6 protein-coding genes are annotated in these 17,258 nt (G+C 62.8%); 5 read left to right on the forward strand and 1 reads right to left on the reverse strand.

Features of this window, described 5'->3' with window-relative positions; all coding sequences use genetic code 11:
- Positions 1 to 3: 3 nt before the first annotated feature.
- From BLO80_RS00490 to BLO80_RS00500, 3 genes are read left to right on the forward strand one after another with little or no spacing between them, the layout of a single operon-like run.
- Complete coding sequence (locus BLO80_RS00490; RefSeq protein ID WP_175459431.1) at positions 4 to 9,021, forward strand: non-ribosomal peptide synthetase; 9,018 nt, start codon at positions 4 to 6, stop codon at positions 9,019 to 9,021.
- On the forward strand, positions 9,021 to 12,806 hold the full coding sequence (locus BLO80_RS00495; RefSeq protein WP_256574040.1) for a non-ribosomal peptide synthetase: 3,786 nt from the start codon (positions 9,021 to 9,023) through the stop codon (positions 12,804 to 12,806). The genes BLO80_RS00490 and BLO80_RS00495 overlap by 1 nt, the downstream gene beginning before the upstream one ends.
- Positions 12,803 to 14,446, forward strand: a complete 1,644-nt coding sequence (locus BLO80_RS00500; RefSeq protein WP_092326047.1) for a cyclic peptide export ABC transporter — start codon at positions 12,803 to 12,805, stop codon at positions 14,444 to 14,446. The genes BLO80_RS00495 and BLO80_RS00500 overlap by 4 nt, the downstream gene beginning before the upstream one ends.
- 8 nt (positions 14,447 to 14,454) lie before the next feature.
- Here BLO80_RS00500 and fhuF read toward each other — a convergent pair whose 3' ends face one another.
- Complete coding sequence (gene fhuF / locus BLO80_RS00505; protein ID WP_092326049.1) at positions 14,455 to 15,192, reverse strand: siderophore-iron reductase FhuF; 738 nt, start codon at positions 15,190 to 15,192, stop codon at positions 14,455 to 14,457.
- A gap of 203 nt (positions 15,193 to 15,395) precedes the next feature.
- On the opposite strand from fhuF, the gene BLO80_RS00510 reads away from it, so the two are divergent.
- Entirely contained in the window at positions 15,396 to 15,611 is a 216-nt protein-coding gene (locus BLO80_RS00510; RefSeq protein ID WP_092326051.1) for an MbtH family protein, read from the forward strand.
- Positions 15,612 to 15,649: 38 nt separating this feature from the next.
- Positions 15,650 to 17,080 carry a diaminobutyrate--2-oxoglutarate transaminase gene (locus BLO80_RS00515; RefSeq protein ID WP_092326053.1) on the forward strand — a complete coding sequence of 477 codons (1,431 nt, stop codon included), beginning with the start codon at positions 15,650 to 15,652 and terminating at the stop codon, positions 17,078 to 17,080.
- Positions 17,081 to 17,258 lie beyond the last annotated feature (178 nt).

Consider the following 17,258-nt stretch of genomic DNA (forward strand, 5'->3'; position numbering starts at 1 on the left):
GCGATGACGCAACAAGCTTTCCTGGAGATTGCGCAGCGGCTGGCTTCCTTGCCCGCGGACAAGAAAAAGATCTTTCGCCAGCGCCTGGCCGAGAAGGGCATCGATAGCTGGCGCCTGCCGATCGTTCCTGCCATGCTCGCCGAAGATGGGCGCTTGCCGTTGGCCCAGGCACAGCGGCGTTTCCTGTCGGCGGAGGCCCTGAGCAGTCGTGCGCTTTACAACTTGTGCTCGGTACTGCGTTTCGACGGCCGCCTCGATGGCGAACGTTTGCAGCAGGCCATGCAACAGTTGACCGACCGCCACCAGATATTGCGTACCCGTTACACGACCGACGCGCAAGGACAGTTGCAGTCTCATTGCGAGGCGCAACAAGTACCACGGCCCAGCGTCGAACCGCTGGCCCTGGCGGCTTGCGAATATGAGCAGTGGTGCGCCGATGAGTACGCCCGGCAACTGGCCGAACCCTTTGACCTCAGCCAGTCGGCGCCTTGGCGCTGGCAGGCGTTCAGCGATGCGCAGGAACAATCGACCTGGTTGTTCTTCACCATTCACCATGTGGCCTACGATGCTTGGTCGGCTCAACAACTGACCCTTGAACTGGCCGAGGCTTACCGGGCGCTGGCAGTGGATGAGCCTGCCCGGCAACCCGAACTGAGCATCCAATACGCCGACTATGCCGCTTGGGAACAGGACTGGCTGGACAGCGAAAGCTGCCGACAGCACATCGATTTCTGGTGCGCACAGCTGGCCGATGCGCCAGCGCCGCTGGCATTGCCTCTGGACCGTCCACGTCCGGCGCCAGCTCAACGCCGCCACAGCGGCGCAGTGCTTGCCCGGACGCTGTCGCCGCAACTGGCGACAGCGGTCGAGGCGGCTATTCGTAACCATGGGGTGACGCTGTACATTTACGGCTTGACGGCTTTCAGTTGCCTGCTGTCGCGCTACAGCGGCGAGACCGACCTGTGCCTGGGCACTTCGGCCGCTCAACGCGATCGTCCAGAGCTGGTGCCGTTGATCGGCCCGCTGCTCAATACCCTGGTGATCCGTCAGCGCCTGCACGACAACCCGGACTTCGCCACCGCGCTGCTGCGCACCCGCGACACCGTCGCCGCTGCCTTCGATCATCAGTTACTGCCGTTTGAAAAGGTGCTCGAAAATATCGAGCGCCCACGTTCGAGTCCGCTGTTTCAGGTCATGTTCGTCCAGGTGGACTTGCCCGAGAGCCGCACGCTGAAATTGCCGGGGGTCGCGGTTGAAGTCCTTGATCCGCCACAGCGTCATGCACGTTTCGACCTCACGCTGCGCCTGGTGCGTAGCGCTGATTCGGGCCTGCGTTGTGAGATGGAATACAGCGATGAAGTGTTCGAGGCGGCGACGGTCGAGCAGATGCTGGACGACTTGTTGGCGATTTTCCAAGAGGCGTCGAGTCATCCCCAGTGCCGTCTGGCCGAGCTTCAGTTGGCTTCGCCGCCGAGCGAGGTGTGGGGGCCCGCGTTGGGCGCGATCCCCTTGCCATTGGACCAGCAGGTGCTTCATTGGGCAGCGCACACGCCGACCGCTGCGGCCTTGTGCAGCGTCGAGGGAAGCGTCGACTATGCCAGCCTCGGTGCCGCAAGCCGCGTGTTGGCTTCGCGGTTGGCCGGGCAGGGCGTTGGGCCGGGGCAGGTGGTTGCGCTGTGCATGCCGCGTTGTGCGGAACAACTGCTGGCGACGCTGGCGTGTTGGCAGCGTGGAGCGGTCTGTCTGTTTCTCGACCCGGCACAGCCGCCACAGCGACTTGCGCAGCTCTTGCAGGACAGTGGCGCGAGCCTGTGGGTGACATTGGCCGATGCCCCTGAAACCGGCGTCCACATGGCGCGCCTGGTGCTCAGCGCCGCCGACTTGTCCGCCGTGGCCACCGAGGGGCCGGGTGAGAGCCTCAGCCAGCCACACCTGCCGGCCTACCTCATTTACACCTCGGGCTCTACCGGCCAGCCCAAAGGCGTCCTAGTCACTCACGGCAACCTGGCGCATTACGCAAGCGCGGTGGGTCAACGCCTGCAAGCGAAACCGGGCAGCCGCTGGGCGACGTTGGCGACCGTGGCCGCGGACCTGGGGCTGACGTGCGTGTTCGCTGCGCTGAGCGCCGGCGATCCGTTGCTCCTGCCGCCTGCGTCGTTGACCTTCGATCCGCCCGGCTGGGCTGACTTTCTTGACGAACATCCCGTGGACTGCCTGAAGATTGCGCCTTCGCACTTGCGCGGTCTGTTGACCCTGGACGATGCCCGACGGGTCTTGCCCAGGGATTTGTTGATCCTGGGCGGTGAGGGTTTCGACCCCACCTTGTTTGCACGGGTGCGCGAATTGGCGCCGCAACTGCGCATCTTCAACCACTACGGGCCTTCGGAAACCACGGTGGGGGTGATTTGTGGCGAAATCCTTGCGCCCGACTCGCTGGACTCGGGGCTGTATCTGCCCTTGGGCCAGCCGTTATCGGACTGCCAGTTGCGTATCGTCGACGGCAACGATGTCTCCGTGCCGCTGGGTGTCGCCGGTGAGTTGCTGATCGGTGGTCCTCAGGTCGCCCAGGGCTATCTCGGTCAACCGGAGCTGACCGCCCAGGTTTTCGGTTCCACACCCCAAGGACAACGCTTCTATCGCAGCGGTGACAGGGTTCGCCTGGATCGCCAGGGGCGGCTGGTGTTCCTGGGGCGTCAGGACGACCAAGTCAAGATCCGTGGTTTCCGTGTTGAGCCGGGCGAAGTCAGCGCCTGGCTCAATGCTCAGCCTCAGGTTCGCGAAGGGGCGGTACTGGCTTGTGAAGTGAAGGGGCGCACGCAACTGGTGGCATACGTCAGTCCGTCCTTGGCAGCCGAAGTTCTGGAGAGCCTGCAAGCCGAGGCCAGGCGTCAATTGCCGGAGCACATGGTGCCCAGCCATTGGTCGGTGCTGGACGCGTTGCCGCTGACGGCCAATGGCAAGCTGGATCGACGTGCATTGCCTGAACCGGCTGAGCAAGCGTCGTCCGCTGTCTCCGCTCGGCCACCCAGTGGCGCCACGGAACAACGCCTGGCGCAGTTGTGGTGCCAGGTCCTCGGCTGCACCCAGGTCGGGCGCGAAGATGATTTCTTTGCCCTCGGCGGCGATTCGATTCTGAGCCTGCAATTGATCGGCCTGGCTTCGCGCGAAGGGCTCAAGCTACAACCGCGCGATGTCCTGCAACATCCCACCCTGGCGGCCATGGCCCTGTGTATCGATGGGCGGTTGGACCCCGTGTTGCTGACCGTCCTCACGGCCTTTCGCGAACTGCTTGGGCAGCCCGGCCTGGGACCGGATGCTGACTTCTTTGCCGAGGGCGGGGATTCGATCCTCAGCCTGCAATTGATCGCGCGTCTGCGTCAGGCCGAACTGCGCCTGATGCCCCGGCAACTGCTGGAAACCCCCACCGCCCGGCAACTGGCCGGGGTACTGACCTCCTCAGTGTCACCAGTCGCACCACCGCCGGCAACCGAAGCCTTGGCGTCGCCGCGTGCCCTGTCCCACGCCCAGCAACGGGTGTGGTTCATGCAACAGCTCGATCCGACTGCAACGGCCTACAACGTGACGCAATTGCTGGCTTTGCGTGGTGACGTGGATGTGCCTCGACTGCAACGCACTTGCCAGACCCTGGTCGCGCGCCATGACGCCTTGCGCTGCCGATTCTTTGAAGCACAAGGGCAGGTCTGGCAGCGCCTGGATGAGACGGCCTGTGCGATCTTCAACGTGCATGACCTCCATGACCTGGATGAGTCGCAGCAGGCCGCGGCCATCGCCACTGCCGCCCAGCGCGTTTTCGATCTGGTCCAGGGACCGTTGCTGGCAATCGACTTGTTTTGTGTGGCGCCGGGTGACTACCGGTTGCTCTTCAATGTGCACCACATTGCCGTGGACGGCTGGTCCATGGGCTTGTTGGTTGAGGATTTTGCGCTGATCTACCAGGACCAGGCCGCACCCGCGACCACCGGGTTGCTGCCGCTGATCGAAGCTCAGCGGCGCGACCTGGAGGGCGCACAGGGCAGCCAGTTGCTGGCGTATTGGCAACAACGCTTGCAAGGCCTGAGCAACGAGCCGCTGGAGTTGCCGGACCACTGCGCGCGTCCGGCACTGCAGGCGTACGCCGGTGCCCGTAGCGAGTTTGTCTTGCCTGGCCCGTTGAGCGCGGCTATCGATGCCCGCGCCAGGGCATTGGGGGTCACGCCCTTCGTGCTGTATTTCGCCGCCTATCAACTGCTGCTCTGGCGTCATGGCGGGCGCAATGACTTCGCCATTGGCTTGCCAGTGGCAGGGCGCGAATCGGCCGAGAGCCAGGCATTGGTCGGCTTGTTCGTCAACACGTTGGCGCACCGGGTACAGATCGATGCCCGGCAAAGCCTGCAAGCCTTTATCCACGACCTGAACGGGCGATTGGCCGGTGACTTGGCCCATCAGGCGCTGCCGTTCGAGCAATTGTTGGACATGCTGGATGTCGAGCGTAGCCTGGACCGCACGCCGATATTTCAGACGATGTTCAACTATCAGGCTGACCACCGCGATGCGCGCAGCCTCAGCTTGCCCGGCATCAGCGTGGAATCGTTGGCGCTGCCCGATGGTGTGGTGAGTGCCAAGTTCGACCTGACGTTCAATGTGTTCAGTCAAGGCCGTGGGGCCGACGCCCGCACCGGTTTGATCGTCGAGTACGCTACCGCGTTGGTGCGCCCTGGCACCCGCCAACGACTGGCAGAGGATTACCAGGGATTGCTCGCCAGCCTGGCCAATGTCGATCTTCAGCAGCGCTTGCTGGAAGTGCCCCTGGGTTCAGTCGCCAGCCTGGCCACGGCGGGCACGTCCTCGCTTTTGAGTGGCGAAGCGGATTTCGTCACGCGCTTCGAAGTACAGGCTGCCGTTCATCCTGAACGTATCGCGGTGTGCTGCGCCGATCGCCGCTTGAGCTACGCCGAACTGGATGCCCAGGCCAACCGCCTGGCCCACTGGTTGCTGGCGCAGGGCATCGGTCAGGAATCGACGGTCGCCTTCTGCCTGCCTCGAGACGAACGGCTGCTGGTGTGCCTGTTGGGGATCCAGAAAGCCGGTGCCGGCTACCTGCCGCTCGACCCGGCTCACCCACCGGCACGCCAGGCGCAGATTCTCACCCGGGCGCGGCCGCAATTGCTGCTCTGCGATACGCGGTCCGCAGATTTGCCCGGGCACCTGCGTAGCTGTTTGTGGGCGGACCTGCCATTGGCGCAGTGTTCCGCTCAAGCCCCGGCCTTGCCGACGACGCTTGAGCAGCTGGCTTACACGCTCTACACCTCGGGATCGACCGGGCAGCCCAAGGGCGTGCAGATCAGTCGCGGCAGTTTCGCCAACTTCCTGCTGGCCATGGAAGAGGCGCTGCCACTGGAACATGTGCAGCGTTATCTGGCCCTGACCACCGTGACCTTCGACATTTGCGGCCTGGAGCTGTGCCTGCCGCTGGTGCGCGGCGGCACGGTGGTGCTGGCCGACGATGAAGAGCGACAGGACCCCGTGTTGCTCGCGCGCCTGATCCAGCACCAGGCCGTGGATCTGATTCAGGCCACGCCGGCCACCTGGGCGATGCTGTTGCAAGGCGATCGCCAGGCACTGGCCGGGCGTGTGGCCCTGGCCGGGGGGGAGGCGCTGGCGGCGGAGATGGCGACCGAACTCAGGCAATGCGTGGCGCACCTGGTCAATGTCTACGGCCCGACAGAAACCACGGTGTGGTCCACCCAGACGCCGATTGATGCCCTGCAATCGCCCGTCGCACCGATTGGCCGGCCGCTGCTCAACACCCGTTGCCATGTCCTTGATGAGCACCTGTGCGAAGTGCCTCCCGGCTGTGTGGGCGAGCTGTATATCGCCGGTGACGGCCTGGCCCGCGGTTATGCCGGGCAGCCGGGGTTGACCGCCGAACGCTTCATTGCCGATCCGTTCAGCCGCGAAGGCGGGCGGTTGTACCGCACGGGCGATCTGGCGCGTTGGCAGCCCGATGGGCAGCTGTATTACCTCGGTCGCACCGATGATCAGATCAAATTGCGCGGTTATCGCATCGAACTGGGGGAGATCGAGGCCGTGCTGCTCAGCCACCCCGAGCTGCTGCAGGCGGTCGTGACCGTGCAAGGCGAGCACCTGGCCGCCTTCTGGGTCGCCAGTTCCGACAACCCGCCTGACGAAGCCACGATCCGCAACTACTTGCAGGCGCGTTTGCCGGCCTACATGTTACCGACGCATTTGCAGGCACTGGAGCAGTTGCCCCTCAATACCAATGGCAAAGTGGATCGCAAACAACTGCCACAGGTGCAGTTGGACGTCGGCGGTGCGGGTGTCGTCCAGCGTGCGCTGACGGCCAGCGAGACACAGTTGGCCGAGGTCTGGGCGGCGGTGTTGAACCAGTCGCAGATTCCTGCCGACGGGCATTTTTTCCAGTTGGGCGGGCATTCGCTGATGGCGGCCCAGGTGCGTGCGCGCTTGCGCGAACAGGGCCTTGAAGTGCCGTTGCGCTGGTTGTTCGAAACGCCGGTGCTGGCGGACCTGGCGCAGCGCATCGAAGGTCTTGCGCCTCGTCTGGACCTGGCTTCGTTGCAGATTCCTCATGTCGACCGACAGATCGATCAACCCTTGTCCTCGGCGCAGCAGCGGGTCTGGCTGATGCAACAGTTGGATCTGGCTGACAGCAGCTTCAACATGAGCAGCACCGTACGCTTGCGCGGCCCGCTGGACGGCCACGCCCTGGAGCGCTCGTTGCATCGGCTGGTGGAACGCCATGCCATCTTGCGCACCACGTATCACCAGCGTGGCGGCGAATTGTACCAGCGGATTCACGGACACCTGTCGGTGGCGTTGCAAGTGATTGCATCGAGCGCGGCGCAGTGGCCGGCCGATGCCCGCGGCATTGCGCTGCGACCGTTCGACCTCGGCAGCGAGGCACCGCTGCGGGCGGTCCTGTACCGCCTCGGTGAGCAGGACCATGTGCTGCAACTGGTCATGCACCACATTGCTTCCGACGGCTGGTCCGGCGCTGTGCTGGTCGATGAACTGATCCAAGGTTACGAGGCCTACAGCGCGGGTGTTCTGCCGCCACAAGACGAACTGGCGATCCAATACGTCGACTACGCGGTATGGCAAGGTTCCGCGGCGGTACAGCGGCGTCAGCGTGAAGGCCTGGATTTCTGGCGACAGGCCCTGGCCGGCATTCCCGCGCAAGTGCCACTGCCGTTCGATTTCCCACGTCCGGAGCGTGACAACGGCGCCGGGGCGGCCTTGGACTTTCAGTTGCCGGCGGCCACGGTTGGCCGGTTGAAGGCGTTCGCGCAAGACAGCGCAACGTCGCCGTTCATGGTGCTGCTGACCTGTTATGCGGCCGTGCTGCAGCGCGAAACCCAGGGACGTGACCTGGTCATCGGTACGGATGTGGCCAACCGCGAGCATCCTGCCACGGAGTCTCTGATCGGCTTCTTCGTCAATCTGCTGGCCTTGCGTATCCGCCTGCAACCGGAGTTGAGTTTCCGTGAGCAAGCGCAGCAGGTCCGGGAGGTTTGCCTGCAAGCGTTCGCCTGGCAGGACACGCCGTTCGAACGTGTTGTCGAATGCCTGGAACTGCCACGGGTGGCGAATGTGCATCCGCTGTTGCAAACGTTGTTCGTGCTCGACAACACGCCGCGGCAACAACGCCAACTTGGCCACTTGCAGGTCGAGCCACTGACGGGCGAGCAGCACCATTCCAAGTTCGACATGGCCCTGTTCGCCAGCGAAGACGGCGATGGGATCAGCCTGCGCTGGGTGTATCGCACCAGCCTGTTTCGCCGGGGCACGGTTGAACGCTTGCGTGATGCCTTCCAATCGCTGCTGGACCTGGCCCTCGGGGCGCCAGACAACCCAATCGATACCTTGATTCTGACTCCAGGAGGAGCTGACGCAATGTCCACGGACAATCCGCTGCAACGCAAAATGAGCAAATTGGGCAAGATGCGCCAGAGCGGGTCGCCTGTTGCCCGTGAGCCCTTCGAAGCCCGACCGCTGCGCGAAGGCTCGAAGTTCCCCTTGTCGATTCAACTGCGCGACCGCGAACTGGCACCGGCCATCTGGGCTGAAGCCAATCGTGAAAAGGTCGAGAACTGGCTGCTCGAACACGGTGGCATTGTCTTCCGTGGCTTTGATCTGCCGACGCCGGCGGCTTTCGAAGCTTTTTGCCAGGCTTTGTGCCCTCAGTTGTATGGTCAGTACGGTGACCTGCCGAAGGAGGAGGGTGGCAAGAACATCTACAAGTCCACGCCCTATCCCAAGGATCGGATGATCCTGTTTCACAACGAGAGTGCTCATCAGCATCGCTGGCCGCGCCGGCAATGGTTCTACTGCCAGACGCCCGCCACGTCCGGTGGCGCGACCCCGATTGTCGACAGCCGCCAGGTCTACCGTGAACTGCCGGCCTGGCTGCAAGCGAACCTGCGACGCAAGCAACTGATGTACGTGCGTAATTTCAGTGCCAGCCTGGACGTCAGTTGGCAGCATTTCTTCCAGACCCAGGAGCGTGCCGACGTCGAACGGATCTGCCGTGAGAGCAATATCGAGTTCCAGTGGCGCGGCGCCAACGATCTGCACACCCGGCAGGTGTGTCCCGCGGTCATCCTGCACCCGTTGACGGGAGAGGAGAGCTTCTTCAATCAGATTCAGCTGTATCACCCGGCCTTTCTCGATGCCGATGTGCGCGAGCAGTTTCTACGCGACGGTGAAGCCTCGATGCCCAGGCAGGTGTTCTACGGTGACGGCTCCGAGCTCGAGCCCGAGGCCATCGAGGCCATCAACACGGCCTATGACCGTTGTGCCGTGCGTTTCGATTGGCAACAGGGGGATGTGGTCATGCTCGATAACATGATGGCGGCACACGCCCGGGACCCGTTCGAAGGCGAGCGCAAAATCGTCGTGGCCATGGGGGAAATCTATGGTCGTGACCAAGTGATGGCTGCGCCGGCGCAGACCGGAGAGACACAGGCAGAGTGGAAACCATGATGGACCTTGGACTCACGCTTTCACCCCAGCAAAAACAACTGGCCCAGGCCAATCCGCACGCCTGGCGCTGGGTTCGCATGCAGCTGGCGGGCGTGCCCGGAGGCATCGTCGAACAGCGCCTGCGTGACGGCTTGCAGCAGCATCAGGCGTTGCGCCTGCGCTACCAGCGTCCGGTCGGCGCCACCGGCCTGCGTCAACGGGTTGTCGAGCTAGGCGACCTGCGCCTGAACTGGCGTCAGGGGCGCTCGGGTGACGGGCACGATGAGCAAACATGGCTGCGCGATGCCCAGCAATGTTGCCTGGCCGAACAACCCGATGTATTGGCCTGGTTGCTCGACGATTGGCTGCTCTTGGCGGTCCCGGTGTATTCGCTGGACACGCGCAGCCTGATCCAGTTGCAAGAGCAGTTGCTGGGTCGCGCCGCGCCCTTGGACGCCGACCCCATGCAGTACGGTGAATACGTCGAATGGATCAATGGCCTGCAACTGGACGAAGATGCCGAGCAGGGCGTGCAGTTCTGGCGCAACCAAGCCCTGCAGGAAGTGCCGGGCATGCGCCTGATCGAACGCTATGGCATCGCCAGCGGCAGCCATGCCGTTGTCCGGCTAGCGCTTGCGCAGACACTGCCGGCGGCCTTGACGGCCCTGGCCGAGCGCGAAGGTGTGGCTGTCGAGCCACTGGTCCTGGCTGCCTGGGGGGCATTGCTGGGCAGGCTCAATGGGCAGCAGCACGGCCAGTTGGGTTTGCAGCACGATCCTCGTGATGACTACGAGGAGCTATCGGGCGCCTTCGGGCTGTTCGAGCAGACCCTGCCGATGATGGTGCAGTTGTCCGAGCACAGCACCTTGGTCAACCTGGCGCGGCCATTGGCCCGGCAACTGGAAAACGCCGTGGCCTGGCAGGAGTATGTCGGCCAGGCCCAGTTGCTGCCAGAGTGGCGCGCCAGTTTCCAGACCGGGCTGCGTGTCGTGCATGCACCGTCGCTGCATGGCTTGCAGGTCCTGTCCTTCGATACACCGGTGGAGCTGCAATTGCAGCTGACGCTCGATGCCCAGGGCAGCGCAGAGCTGGCACTGGCCTACGATTGTGGCTTGTACCGTGAAGCCCAGGTGCAGGTGTTGCTCAAGCGCTTCGCCCATTGGCTTGAACACTTGGTGCAGTCGCCCAACGCTCCCATCCATGGCGTCGATGCCCATTTGCCCGAGGAACTGTCGGCGTTGCCGCCCCGTCCCGCCCAGGTGCCGGATCTCGATATCGTCGCCACCGTGCGCGAACACGCCCGGACACAACCGGACCGGCCAGCGCTGCGCTATGGGGAGCAAATATTTTCTTACGCCGAACTCGATGCCCTGAGCGATCGGGTTGCCGGCAGCCTGCGTCAGGCCGGTATCGGCCGTGAGCAAGTGGTCGGCCTGTACCTGCCCCGTGGGGCGCAAATGCTGATCGCGATGCTGGCCTGCTTCAAGGTCGGTGCTGCCTATCTGCCCTTGGATCCTCAACAGCCCCCCCTGCGTCTGGCCGGCATCATCGATGATGCTCGACCTGCGTTGTTGCTGCATGCAGAGGGGCTGTTGCCCGATACCTCGGTGAACACGCTGTGCTGGTCGCAGGCATGCACCGGGCCGGTGTTCGATTCGCCGGTGCAGGGCACGGCGCAAGACCTGGCCTACGTGCTCTATACCTCCGGGACCAGCGGCAAGCCTAAAGGTGTGCAGATCGAACAAGGTCAATTGCGTCACTACGTCACGCAGGTGACTCGCGCGCTCCAGTTGCCGGAGGCCGGGCACTATGGCCTGGTGTCCTCGCTGCTGGCGGATCTTGGCAATACCGTGCTGTTTCCTGCCTGGTTGCAGGGCGGCTGCGTGCATGTGCTGGAGCAGTCCACCGTGACGGATGCCCGGGCGTTTGCCGAAGCACTTCAGCGCTACCCATTGGACGTGCTCAAGATCGTCCCTTCGCACCTCGAAGCGCTGATGGGCGAACACGCGACCCAGGCGGTGCTTCCGCGCCGGGTCCTGGTGCTGGGCGGCGAGCCGATCGGTGAGCCTCTGCTGAACCGTTTGGCCCAAGCGAAACCCACCTGTCGCCTGTACAACCATTACGGTCCGACGGAGACCACCGTAGGGGTGTTGTGGCGGGCGATCGATATCGACCAGGGCGTGAGTGGCAGCGCCTTGAATCAGGTCTTGGGCGACAACCGCATCCACTTGCTCGATGACCAGCAACGACCGGTCCCATCCGGCCAGGCCGGGGAGCTTTGCATCAGCGGCGCCAGTGTCGGGCGCGGCTATGTGGGCAGTGCCGGAGGCAGTGCCTTTGGTGTCGATCCGCTCAGTGGCAGCCGTTTGTATCGCACCGGTGATCTCGCCTTGCGCCAGGCCGATGGCGCACTGCGCATGCTTGGACGCAATGATCAGCAAGTAAAAATCCGCGGGTTTCGCCTGGAGCTGGCGGAAGTCGAGCAGGCGTTGTTGGCCCAGCCAGGCGTATTGCAGGCCGCTGTCCTGCTGGACGGCGAAGGCGATCATGCACGCTTGCTGGCTTTCGTGGTCAGGGACGAGACTGGAGGGCAGACCACCGAACAGCTGTGCGCCGCCCTGGCTCGCCAACTGCCGGACTACATGCTGCCCAGCGCTGTCCTTGCGCTCAAGACGCTGCCACTCAACAGCAATGGCAAGCTGGATCGCAAGAGCCTGCTCGAACGTGCCCGGCAACGCTTGCAGAGCACTCGCGTGGCACCTGTCGGCGAGCTGGAAACTGCCATCTTGGCCATCTGGTGCGAGGTGCTTGGCGTTGACGACCTGGGGGTGACCGACCACTTCTTCAACGTTGGCGGGCACTCGCTGGCGGCGATCAAAGTGGTATCGCTGATTCGCGAGCGGCTGTCGCTCGAATTGCCTACCAACCTGCTGTTCGAACGGCATACCGTGCGTGATCTGGTCCACGGCCTGGGCAACGACGACGGCGGTGGCCCTTGGAAAGTCTTGCATGACGCTGATGAACAGTCGCCGGCCTTGCTGCTGGTGCACGGCGCGCAAGGGCACCTGCAGGCGTATCAGCCGCTGGTAGACAATCTGAGCGGCAAAGTCGCTGTCTTTGGCTTGGCCGCCCTGGAAAATGGCTGGGATGAGGGCGACATGGACGCGTTGTTGCAGCAATACGTGGCAAGCATCCCCGTCCAGTTGAAACAGCGTCCGTTGGTGTTGCTGGGCTGGAGCCTGGCGTCGCGTCTGGCGTTGGCGCTGATCCCCCATCTGCGAGCCAACGGCTTTACCGTCGAAGGGCTTGCAGTACTCGACCATGATGCGCAGCGCAGCCTGGCCGGCGAGGGCGATGGGGCGGGCCAGTTGATTGCCGATTTCGCTTTCTATTGCCGCAGCCACGCCCAGCCCATGGGCGAGTCACTGCGCGAACGCTTGACGGGGCTGCTGGCCGGCCTTGACTACGCCGAGGGGGTTGCCCGGTTGCTCGACGATGCCCAGGTGCGTGCGCACCTGCAATGGGAAGCCGCCGATGCTGATTTGCTCGCACTATTGGCGCAGTATCGGGCAATCAAGCTGCGTTTGTACGAATATGCCTTGCCCACCGTCGATGTACCGCTGTGGCTCTGGCGCGGCAATGCCCATGCCGACTTGCGCGCCCAGTGGCAAGCGCATACCCGGCAGGCTGTTCGCCAGTGGACGCTGGACGTGGGCCATCACGAGATACTGGGGGAGCCGCGCTTGGTCGAAAACCTGTTGCCTTTATTGTTGGAAACCTCTGCCAAGGTGGTGTCGGCCTCATGATCCTATTGAAAGAACTGCTGCATGACGCTCGATGGCGCATTCTGCTGGCGATCCTGAGCAGCGCCTTGAGTGCAGCCACCAGCATCGGCCTGATCGGCTACATCAACCGCAGCCTGGACCACGGTCTCGATGATATCGGCCGGGGCTTGGTGCTGTTCGGCGGTTTGCTGATCCTGTTGTTCATCAGCGGTGTCATCTCGCAATGGTTGCTGGTGCAGATCGGCCATCGCCTGGTCTACCAACTGCGCCTGCGACTGGTGGGCAAGGTATTGGGCACTGCACTCGAACGCATCGAGCGGTTGGGCAGCCCGCGTATCTACAACGCGCTGACCAAGGACGTGACCACCGTCGCCACGGCGTTCAAGCAGCTGCCGATCTCCTTGTACAACGGTCTGCTGTTGTTGGCAGGGCTGGCCTATATGGCCTGGCTGAGCCTGCCGTTCTTCGTTCTGACCCTCGGGGTGATCGCGTTCGGAGTAGGGCTTGATGTATTGCTCGGACGCAAGGTCAAGACCCTGATGCAGGCCGTACGACGGCAGGATGATCAACTGACCGAACAATTCGAGGCCGCCATCCAGGGCCGTTGCGAGTTGGGCCTGAGCCGGGAACGCCGCCACTTGCTCTATGAACACAGGCTCGAACCCATCGCGCGGGCCTCGTTGGACGCGTCGGTACGGGCCGACACTTTGTGGGCGGTGAACCTGAACTGGACGACACTGCTGGTGTTCGTGCTCATTGGTACGCTGTTCTTTCTCGGCCAGGGGCTAGGGTTGCTCAGCCAACAGGTGGTGGTGGGCTACGTGCTGGCGATCATGTTTCTGCGCACGCCGATCTCGATGATCCTCGACGCCATTCCCGCGGTCATTCGCGGCCATGTCGCCTTACAAGCCATCGATGCCCTGGCGCTGGGTGAGACGGTGCAGTTCACGACGCCTGCGCACGCGGCACAACCTTTCGGCGAGTTGCGCCTGTCAAACGTGCGCTACCGCTATCCGGGGCAGAGTGACGAGTTCGCGTTCGAGCTGGGGCCGATCGATCTGTCGATTCGTCGCGGTGAGTTGATTTTCATTGTCGGTGGCAATGGCAGCGGTAAATCGACCCTGGCCAAGCTGCTGACAGGGCTCTACGTGCCCACTTCGGGGCAGGTTTCGCTCAATGGCGTGGAACTCGATGCCAGCACCAGTGAGTGGCATCGCGAGCATTTCGCCGCCATTTTTGCCGACTTCTACCTGTTCGCCGATGTGCTGGGCGAGGCTGGCAACCATGAAGGGCTCGAGGCGCGGGTGGATCATTATCTCGACCGCCTGGGGCTGGCTCATAAAGTTGAATTCGCGGCCGGGCGCCTGTCGACCACGGCGCTGTCCCAGGGCCAGCGCAAGCGCCTGGCGCTGTTGCTGCTCATGATGGAAGGCCGGGAAGTGTTCCTGCTGGACGAATGGGCGGCCGATCAGGATCCGGTGTTCCGTCATGTGTTCTACAACGAACTGCTACCCGAGCTGAAGGCGGCCGGCAAGACCGTGATTGCAATCACCCATGACGACCGTTATTTCGATGTCGCCGACCGGGTCTATCGTCTCGACTACGGCCATCTCGTGGACTATGACCGAACGGCGGAAAACCCCTTTCAACTGGCGAAATAGCGTTGCCATCAGGCGGACTGTTCCTGCCGTTTGCACTCATCGAGGGGGCAACTGCTGCAATAGCCGACGCCGGGAAGGCGGTAGCGAATGCAGCAGATGCGCCTCAGGCGCTGCGGCTCGTCTGCGCCGACATCCTGGTAATGCACGGGGGCGAACAACGGATTGCGCTGACCATTGGGGCGCAGGCGGCTGGTCAGGATTTCTCTGGCCGGTGCGGTGCTGTCTGCGTTGGCCAGCGGGTGAAGGTCGATACGGCTGGTGACGAACTCGAAGGTATTGCCGGCATTGCTCCAGAACAACCGGGGCGACGCCCGGGAGGCACTGACCAGGGTTTCGATGACGGGCTCCAGGTGGCCCTCGATCAGGGTATGGAATCGTTCGAAGGCCGTGCAGGGGGGCAAGGGGCGGCCCGCATGGGGCAGGTGCAACGCTTGTGGCCTGGCGTCATGGCCCAGTTGTATCCCCGTGTCGGCCAGGGCAAGCGGCAGATCGCATTGCTGGAGCAGATTGGCCGCCATCACCGGTGCCAGGAATGTGCTGAAGTACCATTTGGACCACAGCGAGACCAGGGCCAGGCGCTCATCGGTTTTGTACCGTGCCTGCAAGTCATCGACGAACGCATTGAAATGCCCGGGCTGGAAGAACCTGTCTCCCGGTACGTCCGTACGAGGATGGCTGCGCAGTTGCAGCTTTTCACCATGGTCGGCGAGCGGACCGGTGAACAGCGGGGCAAGGCTGGGGATCATCGACTCATCCGTGGACCGCGAATTGAGAGAGGTTATCGTTCAGAAGGGCTCGAAGTATAAACAGGGTATTGCCGCGATGCGACTGTTCGACGTCGAAATGAAATTTTGAGAAACAAGCATAAAATTTGAGATATTAATGAGAATCGATACCATTAGTATTGTATCGTAGGATCCTTCCCGTCATACCCGTCAAGGAGCAAGCAATGAGTTTGGACAGTCCGGATACGCGCTTTCTGGTGGTCGTCAATGATCAAGAGCAGTACTCAATCTGGCCGGATTATCGAAGTGTGCCCAACGGCTGGCGCACGCTCGACGTGAGCGGCAGCAAGCAAGAGTGCCTGGACTATATCGAAAAGGTCTGGACCGATATGCGCCCGCTAAGCTTGCGCCAGGCCATGCAGGAACAAGGACAGGGCTGATCGCCCGCGACAGAGTTTCTTCACCTCAGGGATTCAATATGGAAAGCGTCCAGCCCCGTCTACCCTCCAGCGCAACCTTCACGCTGGAACAGTTTCGTCAGCAAGCGCCGCGTGAACTGAATACCAACCCGTATCTGCAACGCCAGGCCGCCCGTGAATCGAATGCCCGGTCTTACCCGCGGCGTATTCCATTGGCGCTGCAGGAAGCCCATGGCCTCTATGTCCGCGACACCCAGGGGCAACTGTTCATGGATTGCCTGGCGGGGGCGGGGACTCTGGCGTTGGGGCATAATCACCCGGTAGCCATTGCGGCCATGCGACAAACGCTCGACTCGGGCTTGCCTTTGCATACCCTGGATCTCACGACACCGGTCAAGGATCGTTTCGTCGAAGACCTGTTCGACGCGCTGCCGGAAAATTTTGCCCGTCATGCGCGCATCCAGTTTTGCGGTCCGACTGGTGCCGACGGCATCGAGGCGGCCTTGAAACTGGCCAGGACGGCCACCGGACGCAAACCGATCCTGTCGTTCTCTGGCGGCTATCACGGCATGACGCTGGGAACATTGAGCCTGATGGGCAACCTGGGGCCCAAACAGGCCCTGGGTTCGCTGATGGCTGACGTGCAGTTCCTGCCATACCCTTATGACTACCGTTGCCCGTTCGGCATTGGCGGCGAAGCCGGGATCGATGCAGGCCTGCATTTTATCGAACAACTGCTCAGTGACCCGGAATCGGGCGTCTTGCCACCCGCGGCCGTGGTGGTCGAAATCGTACAGGGCGAGGGTGGGGTGATCCCGGCACCGATCCGTTGGCTCCAGGGCCTGCGCCAGTTGACGCGCAAGTTTGGCGTGGCGCTGATCATCGATGAAGTACAGACCGGGCTGGGCCGTACCGGCAAACTGTTTGCATTCGAACATGCGGATATCGAGCCGGACATCCTCGTGCTCTCCAAGGCCATCGGCGGCGGCCTGCCGCTGGCCGTGATGGTATACCGCGAAGAACTCGATACCTGGAAACCAGGCGCCCATGCCGGCACTTTCCGCGGCAATCAGATGGCGATGGCGGCGGGGGCTGCAACGTTGCGTCACATCATCGGCGAAGACTTGCCTGGGCACGCCGAGGTCATGGGGCAACGATTGATGGGGCATCTGCGTCGGCTGCAAAGCGATTACGCGTGCCTGGGTCAGGTCCGCGGCCGAGGATTGATGGTGGGGGTGGAGATCGTCAGCGATACGCCGAGCGATAACCGTGTACCGGCAGCGGACACGGCCCTGGCCCAGGCCATCCAGCGTCAATGCCTGCGCCTGGGTGTCATTCTGGAGCTTGGCGGCCGCCATGGAGCCGTTGTGCGTTTCCTGCCGCCGTTGATTATCCAGCCTGAAGAAGTCGACGTGTTGGTTGAACTCTTCCACGTCGCTTTGGCCAATGCGCTGACAGAGGTCAAGGGAAGGACGCTGCACATCGCGTAAAAACCTGGCAGTGACGCTTGAAGCAATGCCCCGATTTTTCGGGGCATTGTTTTTTGGGCGGCGGGAGTGAGGCGGTATTCAGCCATAAACCTTCAGCATCCTTTGTTTGAATGCCTTGGGGTCAAAAGGCCGAGGTTTGCCGCTTCTCCTCGTCCCGATGCGAACGTCCAGAGGGAGT

The sequence above is a fragment of the Pseudomonas sp. NFACC56-3 genome (assembly GCF_900100025.1).
Lineage (GTDB): Bacteria > Pseudomonadota > Gammaproteobacteria > Pseudomonadales > Pseudomonadaceae > Aquipseudomonas > Aquipseudomonas fluorescens_AA.